This is a genomic window from Bradyrhizobium sp. McL0616, assembly GCF_049993385.1.
Lineage (GTDB): Bacteria > Pseudomonadota > Alphaproteobacteria > Rhizobiales > Xanthobacteraceae > Bradyrhizobium.
The window spans coordinates 4964767-4981003 of sequence record NZ_CP188255.1 but is presented as its reverse complement, the minus strand read 5'-3'; the positions used below and the strand labels follow the sequence as shown (position 1 = coordinate 4981003).

Sequence of the window (16237 nt, the reverse complement as noted above, 5' to 3'; positions counted from 1 at the left end):
ATCAACTCGCCGCAGCACTGTTCGCCTTGCCGGGTGCGATGGGCACGCGGGGGAACCTCAGCACGATGCGGGTTCCGGAATGCGCGCGATCGCGTTCGACCGAGGCATCGAGCTTGGTGGCCATGGCCGCGACGATGCGCTGGCCCATGCCGGTGGAGCGCGGATCGGCCTTGACGTTGTCGCCGACGCCGTCGTCGGTGATCGACAGCAGGAGATCATCGCCCTGCGAGGTCAGCTCGACATGGATGGGGCCGGCGCCGTCCGGATAGGCGTATTTCACCGCATTCATCACCAGCTCGTTGACGATGATACCGACGGCGACCGCACGGTCGGGGTCGATCTCGACCGGTTCGGCCTTCACCGTCAGCCGCGACATCCGGTTACCTTCGGCGGAGCGGCGCAGATCCTCGAGCAGGGAGTCCAGATACTGGTTCAGCATCACGCTCTTCAGATCCTGCGAGGTGTAGAGGCGGCGGTGCACCTGGGCGACCGCGGCGACGCGGCCCATCGCATTGGTCAGCGCCGCCTTGACCTCTTCCTGCCCGGCGGAGTTTGCCTGCAAGTGCAGGAGCGAGGCGATGATCTGGAGCGAGTTGCCGACGCGGTGATTGACCTCGCGCAGCAGAAGCTCGCGCTCGGCGGCAAGCGCCGCGTAGCGGTCGCGCGATGCACGAATCTCCGCTTCCGCTTCCTCGCGCGCCCGCTGTACCTCGGCTTGGCGCAGCGCGCCGTCAGCCGCGACCTGGAGCAGCGGGATGAAGTCGCCCCTGACGTCCTTGACCAGATAATCGGCCGCGCCCGCCTTCAGCGCGGTGACCGCGATGCTGGAATCCTGCGAGGCCGTGACGAACACCACCGGCGGTGCGTCCGGGATCGCCATGATCTGTTCGAGCGTCTCGAGCCCGTCGAGACCCGGCATGTACTGGTCCAGCGCCACGACGTCGATGCAGCCATCCGTCTCCGTGCGGCGGATGCGCTCGAGGCCTTCCTCGCCGCTCGCGGCATGGATGACCTTGTAGCCGCGCCGCGTCAGGCCGCGTTCGACCAGACGCGCGAGCGCGGCGTCGTCGTCGATATAGAGCAGTGTCGGCGTTCGCTGGTTCATGTCGCGGCAGGCGGGATCTGAATGACCGAGAAGAACAGGCCGAGCTGCCGGATGGCGTTGGCGAAATTCTCGTAGTTGACGGGCTTGGTGATGTAGACGTTGCAGCCCAGCTCGTAGCAGCGCTTGATCTCATGCGAGTCGTCGGTCGTGGTCAGCACCACAACGGGCGAGGCCTTGAGATAATTGTTCTCCTTGATCTGCTTCAGGATATCGATCCCGCTCATGTCGGGCAGGTTGAGGTCGAGCAGGATCAGGAGCGCGTTGCCCTTCTGCACAATCCCGCTGCCGTCGGCGCCGAACAGATGCTTCATCGCGTCGGTGCCGTTGGGGAACGACACGATCTCGTTATTGACCCCGGAGCGGCGGATATTGCGCTCGATCAGCCGGGCGTGCCCTTCGTCGTCCTCGATCATGATGATGGTGACTGGCTGGGTCATTTGTCGGCGTTCCGGTTGCTGGCGTTCCAGGTGATGGGCAGCGTGATGGTGAAGGTGCTGCCCGCGTTCAGTTCCGACGATACCGACATGGTGCCGCCGAGGCGGCGCACAAGTGCACGCACATGTGCCAGACCGATGCCCTGACCAGGCTTGTCCTGGGTTCCCGCGCGGCGGAACAGGTCGAAAATCCGCTGATGATCCTTGGGATCGATGCCGCGGCCGTTATCACTAATTTCGAAGATGGCGTAGCCCAGCTTGGTGCGCCCACGAATTCTGACATCGCCGGGCACCCCGCTCTTGAGATACTTGATCGCGTTGTCGATCAGATTGGAGAAGATCTGCTCCAGCGCAAGGCGGTCGCTGACGATATTCGGCAACGGCTCGATGTGGATCTCGGCCTGCGCTTCCGCCGCCTGATGCGCCAGCGACGACACGATGGTCTCGACAAACTCGCGCGTGTCGATCTTTTCCGGCTGGAACTCACGCCGGCCCTCGCGGGTGAGGTTGAGGATTGCCGAGATCAGGCGGTCCATCCGGGCGATCGAGGATTTGATGAAGCCGAGCGCTTCGGAAAAGTCCGCGGATAGCTGCTTGTCGGGGCCGTCGAGCGGGATGTCGGCGACATCGACGGGTGGGCCGCCTGCTGGCACTCCGGTGAGCCCTCCGATCCGTCGAAAGATGTCCTTGCCCAATTCCTCGAGCTCGCTGGTGAAGCCCATGATGTTAACCAGCGGCGAGCGCAGGTCATGGCTGACGATATAGGCGAAGCGCTGGATCTCGTCGTTGGCTTCGCGCAGGTCCGCCGTGCGCTCGTCGACGGTGGCCTCGAGGTTGAGGTTGGAGTCGCGCAGGCGTGTCTCCGCGTCGTCGCGGGCGCGGGCAGAGCGCCGCACCAGCCAGATCGAGATCAGCGTCAACAGCACCACGAGTCCAGAGCCAATGCCGGTCAACGATGCGGCCAGCGTCTGGCTGCGGTCGGCATTGGTCGAGCGCAGCCGAAACAGTCGCTCCTCTTCCTGGATCATTGCGCCTGCGACGCTGCTGATTGTGGAGGTGGTATTGGCAGCGATGGCCTCGCGAACCAGCGCTACGGCCTTGTCCTGCTGGCCCTGCCGGACGAAGTCCATTTCCCGGGCAAATTGTCCAAGCCGGATCTCGATCGCCGCGCTCAGTTTCTCAATGTTGTCGCGTTGGGCCGGATTGTCGCTGGACAGACGCGTGATCCCGTCGACGGCAGGTACGATTGCCGCCACGGCCTTGTCATGGTCAGCCTTGAAGTCCGCACCCTGCGTCAGGAGAAACCCGCGCGCGCCGCTTTCGGCACGGCGGATTTCGAGCAACAGCGTATTGATCTGGTTCTCCACCTCGATGGTGTGAACCACCCATTTGCTGTCGTCGCGGGCCTTGTTGACGAGATAGACGGAGCCGGCGCTGATCACGGTCAGCACCACAAGTCCTGCCGCGAATAGCAGGATCTGCCAAAATGCGCGCCGCCGCTGTTCCACAGCCGTCACGACGGTCTCGCCTTGTTACGCGTAGCGGAGTTCAAAACGCCCCCTTGGAACTGTCCCCAACGTCCATAATGCGATTGGGGCCAAAGGGTTCCATGGGCGGAGAAGATTATTTCGCGGCAGGTTCCAGCTGGCCGGCCAGATACTGTTCCAGCCAGTGGATGTGGTAGTCGCCGTCGATGATGGCGGGCTGGCGCACCAGGTCACGGAACAGCGGCAGCGTGGTCTCGATGCCTTCGACGACCATCTCGTCCAGCGCCCGGCGCAGCCGCATCAGGCATTCGCTGCGGGTCTTGCCGTGCACGATCAGCTTGCCGACCAGGGAGTCGTAGTAGGGCGGGATCGTGTAGCCCTGATAGACGGCGGAATCGATGCGGACACCGAGCCCGCCGGGCGGGTGATATTGCGTGATGCGGCCCGGTGACGGGCGGAAGGTCTGCGGGTTCTCGGCGTTGATGCGGCACTCGATCGCGTGGCCAATGATCTGAATTTCGCTTTGCTTGGCCGGCAGCTCGCCGCCGGCGGCGATGCGGATCTGCTCCAGCACGAGATCGATGTCGGTGATGCTCTCGGTGACGGGATGCTCGACCTGGATGCGCGTGTTCATCTCGATGAAGTAGAACTCGCCGTCCTCGAACAGGAACTCGATGGTGCCGACGCCGAGATATTTCATCTCACGCATCGCCTTCGCGCAGGTCTCGCCGATCTTGGCGCGCGCGGCTGCTGCGAGAATCGGCGAGGGGCCTTCTTCCCAGACCTTCTGGTGACGGCGCTGCAGCGAGCAATCGCGCTCGCCGAGATGGATCGCGCCGCCACGGCCGTCGCCGAGGATCTGGATCTCGATGTGGCGCGGCTTCTGAAGGTATTTCTCCAGATAGACGGAGGCGTCGCCGAAGGCGGACTTGGCCTCGTTGGCCGCCGTCGACAGCGCCATCTGAAGGTCGGCCTCGCTCTGCGCGACCTTCATGCCGCGGCCACCGCCGCCGGCTGCGGCCTTCACCAGCACGGGAAAGCCGATCTTCCGGGCGATTGCCATCGCGTCGTCGCTGGGGCCGACCGCGCCGTCGGAGCCGGGCACCACGGGGATGCCGAGCTTCCTGGCGGTCTTCTTGGCCTCGATCTTGTCGCCCATCAGGCGGATGTGCTCGGCCTTGGGACCGATGAAATGCAGATTGTGTTCGGCAAGGATTTCGGCGAAGCGCGCGTTCTCCGACAGGAATCCGTAGCCGGGATGCACCGCGTCTGCACCGGTGATCTCGCAGGCCGCAAGCAGCGCCGGCACATTGAGATAGCTGTCCTTCGACGGCGGCGGCCCGATGCACACGCTCTCATCCGACAGACGCACATGCATGGCGTCGGCGTCGGCGGTGGAGTGCACGGCGACGGTGGCGATCCCGAGCTCCTTGCAGGCCCGCAGGATGCGAAGGGCGATCTCGCCGCGATTGGCTATGAGGATCTTGTCGAACATGGTGTCCTTAAGGGACGGATGGCGCGCGGAAAGCGGCGAGGGCGGAGAGCTGCCCTTTGCCGTTACTCAATGATCACCAGCGGCTCGCCGAACTCGACCGGCTGGCCATCCTCGACCAGGATCTGCGTCACCGTGCCGGCGCGCGTCGAGGGGATCTGGTTCATTGTCTTCATCGCTTCGATGATCAGCAGCGTCTGGCCGACCGAGACCTTCGAGCCGACCTCGATGAACGGCTTGGCGCCGGGCTCCGGCGCCCAATAGGCGGTGCCGACCATCGGCGAGGTCAGGGCGCCCGGATGCTTCGACATGTCCGCAGCCGCGGGGGCAGCAGCCGCTGCGGCGATCGGCACGGCGGCCGCATGCGCCATCGGAACGGGCATGGTCGCGGCAACGCTGATGTTGCGGGCGACGCGCAGGCGCAGGCCCGCGCGCTCGATCTCGATCTCGGTGAGGCTGGTCTCATCGAGCAGCAAAGCGAGCTCGCGGACGAGCGCGGAATCCTCGCTGGAAAACTTTGCGGCTGCTTTGTCGTCTGGCTGGCGCGCCATGTTCTTTGATCCGAATGTTCTGTGTGAGGAGGGAGCGTCAGGCTTTGGGCATGATGCCGAGCTTGGCGGCAAGGCCCTGGATGGCAAGGCGGTAGCCCTCGATGCCGAAGCCGCAGAGCGAGGCAAAGGCCGCGCGCGCGGTGTAGGAGTGATGACGGAAACTCTCGCGGGCGTGGATGTTGGTCACGTGCACTTCGACGGTCGGAATCTGCACCGCCAGCAGCGCGTCGTGCAGCGCGATCGAGGTGTGCGAATAACCGCCGGCATTGATGATGATGCCCTTCATCTTGCGGGCGTGGGCCTCGTGGATGAAGTCGATCAGCTCGCCTTCGCGGTTGGACTGCCGGCAGTCGGCCTTGAGGCCGAACTGCGCAGCCGTCTCCCGGCACAGCGTCTCCACGTCGGCCAGCGTGGCATGGCCGTACTTCTCGGGCTCGCGCGTCCCCAACATGTTGAGGTTCGGCCCGTTGAGAACGAGGATCGTGTCGGTTGCTGGTTCGGCCATTCCTGTCCCGGCGCGTGTTTCGGCGTGGCGGGGGTTATAGGTAACAAAGCGCGTGAGGGGAAGCCTTGAAGGGCCTCCCGGACGGCTTCAAGCACCTCATCCAGTGTGCAAAAACCTGTGCGGAAACTACGGAAATCGCTTGTTAACCAGTTCCAAGGGTGGTCGCCGGACGGGACAGGCGGATTAGACTGCCCAACAAGCCAAAAGCCCCTGCCGATCGCTCGACAAGGGCTCATTTGGGCTTTAGCGAGGTTGCTTAGCCTTCGATGATGTACACGATCTCGCGCGTCTGCGGACGGACGATGATGTACTGGCCGTGCACGAAGATCACCTCATAGCCGCGCCATTCCGGGTAGATTTCGACAATCTGTGCCGGGAGCGGATGGAAACGGACGGACGCCGGGATCGCGGTGCCGACCGAGATGTTGAAGTTGACGTTCGTCGTCTCCTCGATCTTCTGCGACTTGATGGCCGTCGCGATTTGGGTCCGCTTTTCAGCGGGCGGTGCAGCGGTCGCGGAGGCGTTGCCTGTCGTGGTCTGAGACTTGCTGTCGGTCGCAGCGCCGGCCGGACGGTTCTCGGCATTGTTGCTCTTGGCAGCGGCGCCGGCCTTGTTGTCCTCAGCCTTCATGTCCTTGGCGTCGGACTTGGTCGTCGAGTCAGAGCTCATGCTCTTCGACTTGTCCTGCGCACTCTGGCCGTGCTCACCCTTCGCCGCGCCGGCCTTCTCGTCAGCCGCGTTCTTGTTCATCGCGCCGGACTTTTCCATCCCGGATTTCTCCATGGCGCCGGATTTCTCCATCGCACCAGACGACTTCTCCTCGGCGGCCGCACCGGGCTTCATGGTGCTGGCGCCGCCAGCCTGACCCACGGTGCCCTTTTCCTTGGTCATGGTGTCCTTGCCCATGGCGCCGTGTTCGGTGGCACCGGCGGACGGTTGCGTTTGCTGCGCGGGCTGCGCGCCTGCACCGCTCTCGCGGTTCATGGTGCCTTGTGCGTTCGCCAGACCGGTGCCGGCGACGAGCGCGAGCGCGGCAACCGAGATCATAAAGCGGTTCGACATCAAATTTCTCCTCACGTGTTTCTTTTGCGTCATTGCCCGCGCCGACAACGAAGCGAGGTATCAGGAGTTCCGGAACATCTTCGGTTCCGCGGCATTTGTTTTTTGAACGCCAGATGAATGCGCGCTTCGGGTTTGCGCCAACGATCGCGGGCAGCGGCAACGCAAACGAAAAAGGCCGGCTTTTCAGCCGGCCTCATTGCATGAATGACGTTGTGAACGTCGAGATCAGCAGGTCGCTTTGCCGCAGCGGGCAACGCCGATCTTTTCCTTGAGGCCGTCGAGGCCGACGGCGCCGACCACGATCTGCTTGCCGATCACGTAGCTCGGCGTGCCGTTCATGCCCATCGCTTCGGCGAGCTTGAAGTTCTCCTCGATGGTGGCGCGCACCTCGGGGCTGGCGATGTCTTTCTCGATCTTCGCGGTGTCGAGGCCGGCCTCCTTGGCCGCCTGAAGCGCGCGCGCCTTGTCGGCGGCGCCGCGGCCGCCGAGCAGCTTCTGGTGGAAGTCGAGATATTTCTTGCCGGAGGGATCCTGCATGCGCACGGCGACCGCGACCTGAGCTGCCTCGACCGAGCCCTGGCTCAGTACCGGAAACTCCTTCAGCACGATCTTCAGCTTGGGATCGGCCTTCATCAGGTCGAGCATGTCGCTCATCGCGCGCTTGCAGTAGCCGCAATTGTAATCGAAGAACTCGACGAAGGTAACGTCGCCGTCCTTGTTGCCGAGCACGACCTGGCGCGGCGAGTTGAAGATCGCGTCGGAGTTCTGCGCGATGCTGGCTTCGTGCTTCTCCGTCTCGGCCGAGGCCTGGCGCTTGCTGAGTTCGGCCATGGCCTCCTCGAGCACCTCGGGATGGGTGACGAGGTAATTCTTGACGATCGCCTCGATGTCGGTGCGCTGTCCATCGGAGAAGCTGTCGGCTGAAGCCGGTCCCGTTGCGCCGAAGATGGCGAACGCAAACAGCGCGGGAGCAAGCAGGCGCAGCGAAGGCATTGGCAATTCCTCTTATCCAGAGCAGGTTTCGAAAAAACGTCCCGGCGGACTTAAGCGCAGTGTCGTGACGTCACGGTGGCAGATGGCGTGATCAGGCGTCGTTCGAGTTGCCTGTTTGCTAGTTGCGCGGCGGTTTCGACGCCACGATGTCGTCGGCCTTGACCCATCCGGGCGTGCCGACGGCGAAACGGGTTTTCGCGCGCGTGGCAAGCTCGCGGGCGGTCTTGTTGTCGCCGCGCAAGTAAGCGGCCTGGGCCGATGCGAGATCCGCCTCGGCATAGTCTCCCTTCCGGCCATAGGCCATCGCGAGCTGCATGTAGCCGAGCGGGGCTTCGGGCTCGCGCACCACCGCGGCACGGAGAATCCGAATGGCGTCGTCCGTGTACGTCTTATTATCGGTTCCAACCAGAGCCTGCCCAAGTAACATCTCGATGAGCGGCGCGTTGTTCGACAGTGCGACAGCCTTGCGCAGGGGAGCGATCGCATCGGCCGGCTTGCCGCTCTCCAGAAGGGCCTGGCCCCGCACCTCGTAGAAATACGGGTTATTCGGCTGCACCTGGATCAGCAGGTCGATCTGGGCGAGCGCGCTGCGTAAATCGCCATGCAGATAGGTGCTGATGGCCCGGGCATAGCGTGCCGGCATGGTGTCGTTGGTCAGGGGATAGCGGCGGTACACCGTCTCCGGCCGCTCCATGAAGGCGGAGATCTTGGCACGCACCATGTCATGGCGGAGCTGGAGCGCGGGATCGTCCTTCTTGTCCCAATAGGGGCTGGTGCTGGCGAACTCCTGGAGCGCCGCGACGCGCTCGGCGGGCATCGGGTGCGACTGGAGATAGGGATCGGCGCCGCGGGCGGCGAACAGGCTCTCGCTGGTGAAGCGCTTGAAGGTCTCGTACATGCCCTTTGGCGACTGCTGGGTCGCGGTCAGGAATTTCACGCCGGCGCGGTCGGCATTCTCCTCCTGCTGGCGCTGGTAGGACAACAGCGACCGGCGGATCATTTCCTGCGGCCCGGTGATCGCGGCGGCGCCCGCATTGGCGAGGCCGTTGTTGCCGGGGCTGTTCGAGCCGCGGCTGGCGCCTGCGACCAGGGCGCCTGCGCCGAGCAGCATGGCAATGATCATCTGGGTCTGCGCGTTGGAGAGCTGCTCGCGCAGCTTGGACAGATGGCCGCCCGCCAGATGCCCGGTCTCGTGGGCGAGCACGCCGATGATCTGGTTCGGCGTCTCCGACTGGAGGATCGCGCCGTAATTGACGAAGATGCGGCGGCCATCGGCGACGAACGCGTTGAACGAGGCGTCGTTGAGGATCACCATCTGGATGTTCTGCTTCTCCAGACCGGCAACGCGCAGGATCGGGCGCGTGTATTCACGCAGCAGCTGCTCGGTCTCGGTGTCGCGCAGGACCGGCGGCGGTCCTCTGCCTTCCTGCGCCCGCGCAACCGAGAACGGGGATAACGCCATCGCCGCCGCTGTGATCAGGGCGGTCAGCGCGGAGGCCTTTTGGCGTAATGCGATCTGGAGCAACATCAAACGGTCTGGGTCAAACGGACTTCAAAAGCAGCTGGTTTTTGGTGATTGGCGGCGGACCGGATACGCGATATGCCCTTAAGAGCCGTACAATGCGGCCAGTCTGGGGCGCAAGCGCCCTGTTTCCCGGACCGGACGGACCGGCCGCCAGCGAATAGCAGAAATCGATGCACGATGCGACATTGAGGAACCGGGTGGGGCAGTGGCTCGAGCCGTCCCGCCGCAGTGATGTTCCCCCGTTCATGGTGATGGATGTGATGGCCGCGGCGGCCCGGATCGAGGCAGCCGGTGGCCATGTCATTCACATGGAGGTCGGCCAGCCCGCGGCGGGCGCGCCGAAGACCGCGATCGCGGCGGCGCATGCCGCGCTCGAAGCAGGGCGGATTGACTATACCTCGGCGCTTGGCATCCCCAGTCTGCGCGAGCGCATCGCGCGCCATTACCGTGATGCTTATGGTTGCACCGTCAGTCCCGAGCGGATCGTGGTGACCACAGGGTCCTCAGGCGGCTTCATCCTGGCCTTCCTGTCGATGTTCGAGCCCGGGGATCGCGTCGCGGTGACAGTGCCGGGCTATCCGCCTTACCGCCACATCCTCACCGCGCTCGGCTGCGAGCCGGTGCTGATAGAGACCACCAACGAGACGCGCCACGCGCTGACCGGCGAGGCGCTGCTCGCGGCCCATCGCAAGGCGCCGCTCAAGGGCGTGCTAGTCGGCAGTCCCGCCAATCCGACCGGGACGATGATGTCGAAAGAGGCGCTCTCCAGCCTGATCGCGGCGGCGGAAGATGCAGGAATTCGCTTCATCTCCGACGAGATCTATCACGGGCTCGATTATGCGTTTCCGGCGGTGACGGCAGCAGAGCTGTCCCCGCACGCACTCGTGATCAATTCGTTCTCGAAGTATTTTTGCATGACGGGCTGGCGCGTCGGTTGGATGGTCGTGCCCGACATCATGGTGCGGCCCATCGAGCGGCTTCAGCAGAACCTCTCGATCTCGGTGCCGTCGCTGTCGCAGATCGCGGCTGAAGCTGCCTTTGATGGCGCAGCCGAAATGGAGGAGATCAAGCACGGCTATCAGGAAAACCGGCGCATTCTGATCGAGGGATTGCCCAAGGCCGGCCTGACCCGCTTCCTTCCGGCGGACGGCGCGTTCTATCTCTATGCCGACGTCTCGGACTTCACCTCCGACAGTTTTGATTTCGCCAAGAAGATGCTGGACCAGGCCCGTGTTGCGGCCACCCCGGGGCTCGATTTCGATCCGATCCACGGCCGCTCGTTCATCCGATTCTCCTATGCGCGCTCGGCTGCGGACATGCGCGAGGCAGTTGACCGGATCGCTCACTGGCTTAAACAGCCGCCAGTTTAGAACAGCCTTCCGGAGTGCATCTTGTCTGACCGAACCGTCCAGTCCGCCGTCGCATCGCATTCTCCTCTCGCCGCCTTGTTGTGGCCCGCCCGGCCGGGCGAAACCGTAGGCAGCTTGCGCGCCTTCGTGCTGGTTGCGCTCGGCACCGCGCTGATGGCGCTGTCGGCCAAGGTGAACCTGCCGCTGCCTTACGTGCCCATGACCCTGCAAAGCCTGGTCGTGCTGATGATCGGCGCGGCCTATGGCTGGCGCCTTGGCAGCGCAACCATGATCGCCTACCTCGCCGAGGGCGCGATGGGACTTCCGGTGTTTGCAGGTCCGGTCGGCGGCCTTGCGCCGCTGGTCGGCCCGACTGCCGGCTATCTGTTCGGTTTCGTGCTGGCTGCCTTCGTCACCGGCTGGCTTGCCGAGCGGGGCTGGGATCGTAGCGTGGGCCTGCTGTTTGTGGCGATGGCCGTCGGCCATATCGCCATTTTCGTCGCCGGGTTCGGCTGGCTGGCCCTTGGCCTTGGCGCCGCAAAGGCCTGGCAGGTCGGCGTCGCCCCGTTCATCGCGGCATCTCTCGTCAAGAACGCGCTGGGTGCGACCCTGATGCCGGCGGCACGCCGGATCATCGATCGCCGGTAAAGCGCGCAAATCCGAGCAGTTCCAATTGACAGGGTCGGCCAAGTTGATCTTGGCTGGCCCTGAGTTCGAGGGGGAGTGAAACGATGACGACGACAACGATCGCGGGGGCGCCTGTCGCACCCAGCGCGGCAAAGCCGTGGTACAAAGTTCTCTACATTCAGGTGCTGATCGCAATCGTGCTCGGCGCCATCGTCGGCTGGCTCTGGCCGCAAATTGCCACCAACGACTGGATCAAGGCACTCGGCGACGGCTTCATCAAGCTGATCAAGATGGTGATTGCCCCGATCATCTTCTGCACCGTGGTCTCCGGCATCGCCCACATCCAGGATGCCAAGAAGGTCGGACGCATCGGCGTCAAGGCGCTGGTCTATTTCGAGATCGTCTCCACCTTCGCGCTGGTCATCGGCCTCATCATCGGCAACGTCGTGAAGCCGGGCGCAGGCTTTGGCAATGCCGCCGCCAACGCGCAGGCAGTTGCCACCTACGCCAAGCAGGCCGAGGGCCAGAAGAGCGTCGACTTCATCCTGCACATCATTCCCGACACCGTGGTCGGCGCCTTCGCGCAGGGCGAGATCCTTCAGGTGCTGCTGTTCTCGGTGCTGTTCGGCTTCGCCGTCATGGGGCTCGGCGAGCGCGGTCACGTCATCCGCAGTTTCATCGACGATGCGGCGCATGCGGTGTTCGGCGTCATCTCCATCGTAATGCGCGCGGCGCCGCTTGGTGCGTTCGGTGCGATGGCTTTCACCATCGGCAAATTCGGCACCGGCGCGATCCTCAACCTGATGGGCCTGATCGCGACGTTCTACCTGACCTCGGCATTGTTCGTTATCGTGGTGCTCGGCACCATCGCGCGCATTGCCGGTTTCTCGATCTTCAAGTTCCTGGCCTATATCAAGGACGAGCTGCTGATCGTGCTCGGCACCTCGTCGTCGGAAAGCGCGCTGCCGTCCCTGATGGAGAAGCTGGAACGGCTCGGCTGCTCCAAATCGGTGGTCGGCCTCGTGGTGCCCACGGGCTATTCGTTTAACCTCGACGGCACCAACATCTACATGACGCTGGCAACCCTGTTCATCGCGCAGGCGCTCGGCTTTGATCTCACCTTCGGCCAGCAGCTCACGATCCTGGTCGTGGCGATGCTGACCTCGAAGGGCGCCTCCGGCATCACCGGTGCGGGCTTCATCACGCTGGCGGCAACGCTCGCCGTGGTCGATCCGCGCCTCGTGCCGGGCATGGCGATCGTGCTCGGCATCGACAAGTTCATGAGCGAGTGCCGCGCGCTGACCAATCTCTGCGGCAACGGCGTGGCCTGCGTGATCGTTGCCTGGTGGGAGGGTGAACTCGATCGCGACAAGCTCATGGCGCGGCTGAGCCAGCAGATCGATCCGACGGACATGGAAACCGCTGTCACGACGGACTGATCTGCGAACTCGTAAGTGGCGGCGCGCCGCGCCGTCAGACCTTGAAATAATAGGGCTGGTCGAGATCCTCGATCAGCCCTATTTCGTTCGGCGCCCAGCCGAGCAGAGCACGCGTCTTCGCACTCGATGTGGGGACGTCCACACCGGCGAATTGCGCGAACCATCCGAAATGCTCGGCGGCTTCGTCCTGCGATTTCGAGACGACGGGCACGCCAAGCCTTTTGCCGATCACCTCCGTAATCGTCTTGAACGGCACGCCTTCCTCGGCGATTGCATGATAGCGCGGTGCCGTTGCGCCTTGCTCGAGTGCAAGCCGGTAGACGCGTGCGGCATCGACGCGGTGGCCGGCTGGCCAGCGGTTCATCCCGTCGCCGACATAGGCCGCGACGCCTTTCTGGCGTGCGAGGTTGATGAGGATTGGGACAAAACCGTGGTCGCCTTCGCCATGGGTCGTCGGCGGCAGCCGGACCACAGCGGCGCGGACGCCGGAAAGCGACAGCGCCGTTGATTCCGACACACGCGGAAAGCGGTGTGCCGACTCATCATCCTCGGTCGCTAGACGGCCGGGAGCCAGCAGCGCCACGCCGGACGTGACGATGAGAGGCCGCTCGGAGCCCTTGAGCTCTTCGCCGAGAGCGAGGATGGCGCGGCGGTCCAACTCGCAATTGTCCAGGAATTTCGAGAAGTCGTGGTTGAAGCCGAGGTGCAGCACGCCGTCGGAGGCGGCCGCGCCGCTGCGCAAGTTGTCATGGTCCTCCAGCGAGCCGCGGTGGGTTTTGGCTCCCATTGCAGTGAGCGCCGTGGCGCCAGCGTCGGAGCGGGCGAGGCCGGTGACGCTGTGGCCGGCGGCGATCAGGTCCCGAACGACAGCGGAGCCGACGAAGCCGGTGGCGCCAGTGACGAATACACGCATGAGCAATCTCCAGGGTTGGTGGAGATCACCATCTGGGCTAGGGTTATCCGGGTAAAGTAGTGAGATTATCAGGGTATAATAGCTAACAGGATGAGTGAAGCCCTCTCCAACGAGAATCTGCTCGGGACCTACCTCAGGGATCGCCGCACCCGGCTCGACGCGGCGGCGTTCGGCTTTGCCGGCAGCCGCAGACGCACCCCCGGGCTCCGGCGCGAGGAGGTGGCGCAGCGCGCCAATATCAGCCCGACTTGGTACACGTGGCTGGAACAGGGCCGCGGTGGGGCTCCGTCGGCCGATGTGCTCGACCGGATCGCGCGCGCCCTGATGCTGACCGACGTCGAGCGCGAGCATCTGTTTTTGATCGGGCTCGGCCGACCGCCCGAGGTCCGTTACCAGGCATCCGAAGGTGTCTCGCCGCGGCTTCAGCGCGTGCTCGACGCGCTGGAGACCAGCCCTGCCATCATCCGGACGGCGATCTGGGATGTCGTTGCCTGGAATCGCGCGGCAACGATTGTGCTGACCGATTATGCGAAGCTGCCACCGGAGCAGCGAAACATTCTGCGCCTGATCTTCTCCGAGCCGCGCGTGCGCGCCGCGCAATATGACTGGGACAGCGTAGCCCGCTTCGTGGTTGCGGCCTTCAGGGCCGATGCGGCGCGCGCCGGCGCGGTCTCGCACGTCGCCGAATTCGTCAACGAAATGTGCGGTCTCAGCCCCGAATTCGCAGCGCTGTGGGCCGACAACGACGTCCGCTCCTATGGCGAAGGCGTCAAGCATCTTCGCCATCCCGTGCTCGGCCCGATCGCATTTGAATATTCGTCGTTCTCGGTCGACGGCCGGCCCGACCTCGGCATGGTCGTCTACAATCCGGCGACGCCGGACGATGCTGCGCGCATCAAGGCCGTGCTGTCCGAGCATTCCGACTGACGGATTTCGCGGCCTCGCCCGTTTAACCCGCATCTCTGACGTCGAAGGGAGGCGGTATCGTGGGCAATACGGCTGTGAATCGGATTGTGCTGGAGGCGGCCGAGCATTTTTCGGCGGGCCGGCCGGACCGCGCGGACGCGCTCTGCGCGGAAGTGCTGGAGGTCGAGCCGGATCATGTACCGGCGCTGCATCTGGCCGCCGTCGCCGCCTTCGTCACCGACCGCGCCGCCGCCGGCGCCGCGCTGAGGACGGGCCCGTGCTGGTGGCGCTTCGCGACGATGTCATCGATCTTGCACCTGCGCTCGGCGATTTCGCCGATACGGCGGCAGCCGTTGCAGCGCTCGATCTCGTCGTCGCCGTCGACACCTCAGTCGCGCATCTCGCCGGTGCGCTCGGCCGTCCGGTGTGGATGCTCACGCCTTACGCGCTCGACTGGCGCTGGCTGCGCGATCGCGAGGACAGCCCGTGGTATCCGACCATGCGGCTGTTCCGTCAGCGCAGGCCGCGCGAATGGGACGACCCGTTGATGCGGCTGTCGGCGGCGCTCGCAGTGCTTGCCGCGAAGGCCGAGGGCTAGAAGCGCTCCGGCCGGTACGGCGTCGGATCAATTGACGGTGTCTCGCCGCTCATCATCTCTGCGAGCAGGCGCCCCGTTGCCGGGCCGAGGGTAAAACCCTGGTGGCCGTGGCCGAAATTCATCCAGAGGCCGTGGTGACGTGGCGCTGGGCCGAGCACCGGCAGCATGTCGGGCGTGCAGGGCCGGGTGCCGAACCAAGGCTCGGGTTCGGCGCGCTTGCCGAGATCGATCAGCTCTCGGGCAGATGCTTCGGCGCTTGCGAGCTGCACAGGCGTTGCGAGCGCATCCGGGCCCGTCAGCTCCGCGCCGGTAGTGATGCGAATGCCCTTCGCCATGGGCCCCATGGCGTAGCCGCCGCCCTTGTCGACCAGCGGCAGATCGAGCGAGGAGCCGCCGCTATAATGCATGTGGTAGCCGCGCTTGCGCACCAGCGGAATGCGATAGCCGAATTTGTGCAGCAGATCCGGCGACCACGGCCCGAGCGTCACGACGGCCGCGGCCGAATCGATGCGGCCATGGTCGGTATCGACCGACCATCCGGTCGCGGTCTGCTGCAGCGACTGCGCATCGCCCAGCACGATCTTGCCGCCGAGGCGCTCGAACAGGCCAGCATAGGCCGTGACCAGCGCGCCGGGATCGGACACCGTCCAAGTATCGAGCCAATGGATCGCACCGGGGAGATCGTCGCGCAGGATCGGCTCGGCCTTGGTGAGCTCGCTGCCCGAGAGCACGCGAAAATTCACGCCGAACTCGCGGCGGTCCTCCTCCGCCGTCTGGATCGCGAGGTCGAACGACGCGGGGTCGCGATGCAGCACGCGATAGCCGGCGCGGCGGATCAGATTGTCGGCATGGGCGTCGCGGATCAGGACGTCGTGCTCGGGCGTCGCATAGGCGATCAGCCGCGCCCAAGCCTCGATCGCTTCGCGATGCCGCTTCGGCGCCGAATGCCACCAATAGCGGAGCAGGGGCTCGACGTGGCGATGAAGGGAAGAAAAGCTGTAGCGGACGTCGTTGGTGCGGCCGGTCGCGATCTTCAACAACGAGGCGAGGTCGCGCGGCATCGGATAGGGCCGCACCGCCTCCGCCTGGATCATCCCGGCATTGCCGTAGCTGGTCTCGCGGCCCGGCTCCCTGCGGTCGACGAGCGTGACCGACCAGCCGCGCTGCTGGAGATGCACGGCGGCACTCACGCCCACCATGCCGCCGCCGAGAATGATTGCGCTTTGCATCGGACCTGACCTGGCCAAATC

At 64.6% G+C, this 16237-nt stretch carries 15 protein-coding genes and 1 pseudogene; 5 read left to right on the top strand and 11 right to left on the bottom strand.

The window, feature by feature from the left end:
* Position 1: 1 nt before the first annotated feature.
* The 9 genes from ACPPVR_RS24320 to ACPPVR_RS24280 form a co-directional block, all read right to left on the bottom strand.
* The gene (locus tag ACPPVR_RS24320; RefSeq protein WP_426609105.1) at positions 2 to 1105 is read right to left on the bottom strand and encodes a sensor histidine kinase; all 1104 of its coding nucleotides are present in this window, start codon (positions 1103 to 1105) and stop codon (positions 2 to 4) included.
* Positions 1102 to 1542: a response regulator gene (locus ACPPVR_RS24315; RefSeq protein ID WP_426609104.1), complete on the bottom strand. Its 441-nt coding sequence runs from the start codon at positions 1540 to 1542 to the stop codon at positions 1102 to 1104. The genes ACPPVR_RS24320 and ACPPVR_RS24315 overlap by 4 nt, the downstream gene beginning before the upstream one ends.
* Positions 1539 to 3056, bottom strand: coding sequence for a sensor histidine kinase (locus ACPPVR_RS24310; RefSeq protein WP_426609103.1), 1518 nt, complete (start codon positions 3054 to 3056; stop codon positions 1539 to 1541). Before ACPPVR_RS24310 ends, ACPPVR_RS24315 begins: the two co-directional genes overlap by 4 nt.
* A 106-nt stretch (positions 3057 to 3162) precedes the next feature.
* Positions 3163 to 4521, bottom strand: a complete 1359-nt coding sequence (gene accC, locus ACPPVR_RS24305) for an acetyl-CoA carboxylase biotin carboxylase subunit (RefSeq protein ID WP_426609102.1) — start codon at positions 4519 to 4521, stop codon at positions 3163 to 3165.
* Between the two features lie 62 nt (positions 4522 to 4583).
* Positions 4584 to 5069, bottom strand: coding sequence for an acetyl-CoA carboxylase biotin carboxyl carrier protein (gene accB, locus ACPPVR_RS24300; protein ID WP_426609101.1), 486 nt, complete (start codon positions 5067 to 5069; stop codon positions 4584 to 4586).
* A gap of 37 nt (positions 5070 to 5106) precedes the next feature.
* A complete protein-coding gene (gene aroQ / locus ACPPVR_RS24295; RefSeq protein WP_426609100.1) occupies positions 5107 to 5574 on the bottom strand; it encodes a type II 3-dehydroquinate dehydratase in 468 nt (155 codons plus the stop codon).
* 256 nt (positions 5575 to 5830) lie between these two features.
* Positions 5831 to 6637: a DUF1236 domain-containing protein gene (locus ACPPVR_RS24290; protein ID WP_426609099.1), complete on the bottom strand. Its 807-nt coding sequence runs from the start codon at positions 6635 to 6637 to the stop codon at positions 5831 to 5833.
* Between the two features lie 225 nt (positions 6638 to 6862).
* Positions 6863 to 7630, bottom strand: a complete 768-nt coding sequence (locus ACPPVR_RS24285) for a DsbA family protein (RefSeq protein WP_426609098.1) — start codon at positions 7628 to 7630, stop codon at positions 6863 to 6865.
* Positions 7631 to 7748: 118 nt separating this feature from the next.
* A complete protein-coding gene (locus tag ACPPVR_RS24280; RefSeq protein WP_426609097.1) occupies positions 7749 to 9158 on the bottom strand; it encodes a M48 family metalloprotease in 1410 nt (469 codons plus the stop codon).
* 167 nt (positions 9159 to 9325) lie between these two features.
* Here ACPPVR_RS24280 and ACPPVR_RS24275 point away from each other — a divergent pair, with 167 nt between their 5' ends.
* The 3 genes from ACPPVR_RS24275 (at position 9326) to ACPPVR_RS24265 (ending at position 12570) form a co-directional block, all read left to right on the top strand.
* Complete coding sequence (locus ACPPVR_RS24275) at positions 9326 to 10525, top strand: pyridoxal phosphate-dependent aminotransferase (RefSeq protein WP_426609096.1); 1200 nt, start codon at positions 9326 to 9328, stop codon at positions 10523 to 10525.
* Positions 10526 to 10603: 78 nt separating this feature from the next.
* Positions 10604 to 11152, top strand: a complete 549-nt coding sequence (locus tag ACPPVR_RS24270; protein WP_426616173.1) for a biotin transporter BioY — start codon at positions 10604 to 10606, stop codon at positions 11150 to 11152.
* An 83-nt stretch (positions 11153 to 11235) separates the two neighbouring features.
* Positions 11236 to 12570 carry a dicarboxylate/amino acid:cation symporter gene (locus ACPPVR_RS24265; protein ID WP_426609095.1) on the top strand — a complete coding sequence of 445 codons (1335 nt, stop codon included), beginning with the start codon at positions 11236 to 11238 and terminating at the stop codon, positions 12568 to 12570.
* A 34-nt stretch (positions 12571 to 12604) separates the two neighbouring features.
* Here the strand turns inward: ACPPVR_RS24265 and ACPPVR_RS24260 are convergent, their stop codons facing one another.
* Positions 12605 to 13483, bottom strand: a complete 879-nt coding sequence (locus ACPPVR_RS24260; protein ID WP_426609094.1) for an SDR family oxidoreductase — start codon at positions 13481 to 13483, stop codon at positions 12605 to 12607.
* A gap of 90 nt (positions 13484 to 13573) precedes the next feature.
* On the opposite strand from ACPPVR_RS24260, the gene ACPPVR_RS24255 reads away from it, so the two are divergent.
* Together ACPPVR_RS24255 and ACPPVR_RS24250 are read left to right on the top strand one after the other, a co-directional pair.
* Positions 13574 to 14410 carry a helix-turn-helix transcriptional regulator gene (locus ACPPVR_RS24255; RefSeq protein ID WP_426609093.1) on the top strand — a complete coding sequence of 279 codons (837 nt, stop codon included), beginning with the start codon at positions 13574 to 13576 and terminating at the stop codon, positions 14408 to 14410.
* Between the two features lie 238 nt (positions 14411 to 14648).
* Positions 14649 to 14987 (top strand): annotated as a pseudogene (locus ACPPVR_RS24250) (glycosyltransferase family 9 protein); the annotation flags it as partial.
* Here ACPPVR_RS24250 and ACPPVR_RS24245 read toward each other — a convergent pair.
* On the bottom strand, positions 14984 to 16216 hold the full coding sequence (locus ACPPVR_RS24245) for an NAD(P)/FAD-dependent oxidoreductase (protein ID WP_426609092.1): 1233 nt from the start codon (positions 16214 to 16216) through the stop codon (positions 14984 to 14986). The pseudogene ACPPVR_RS24250 and the gene ACPPVR_RS24245 sit on opposite strands and share 4 nt — an antisense overlap.
* Positions 16217 to 16237 lie beyond the last annotated feature (21 nt).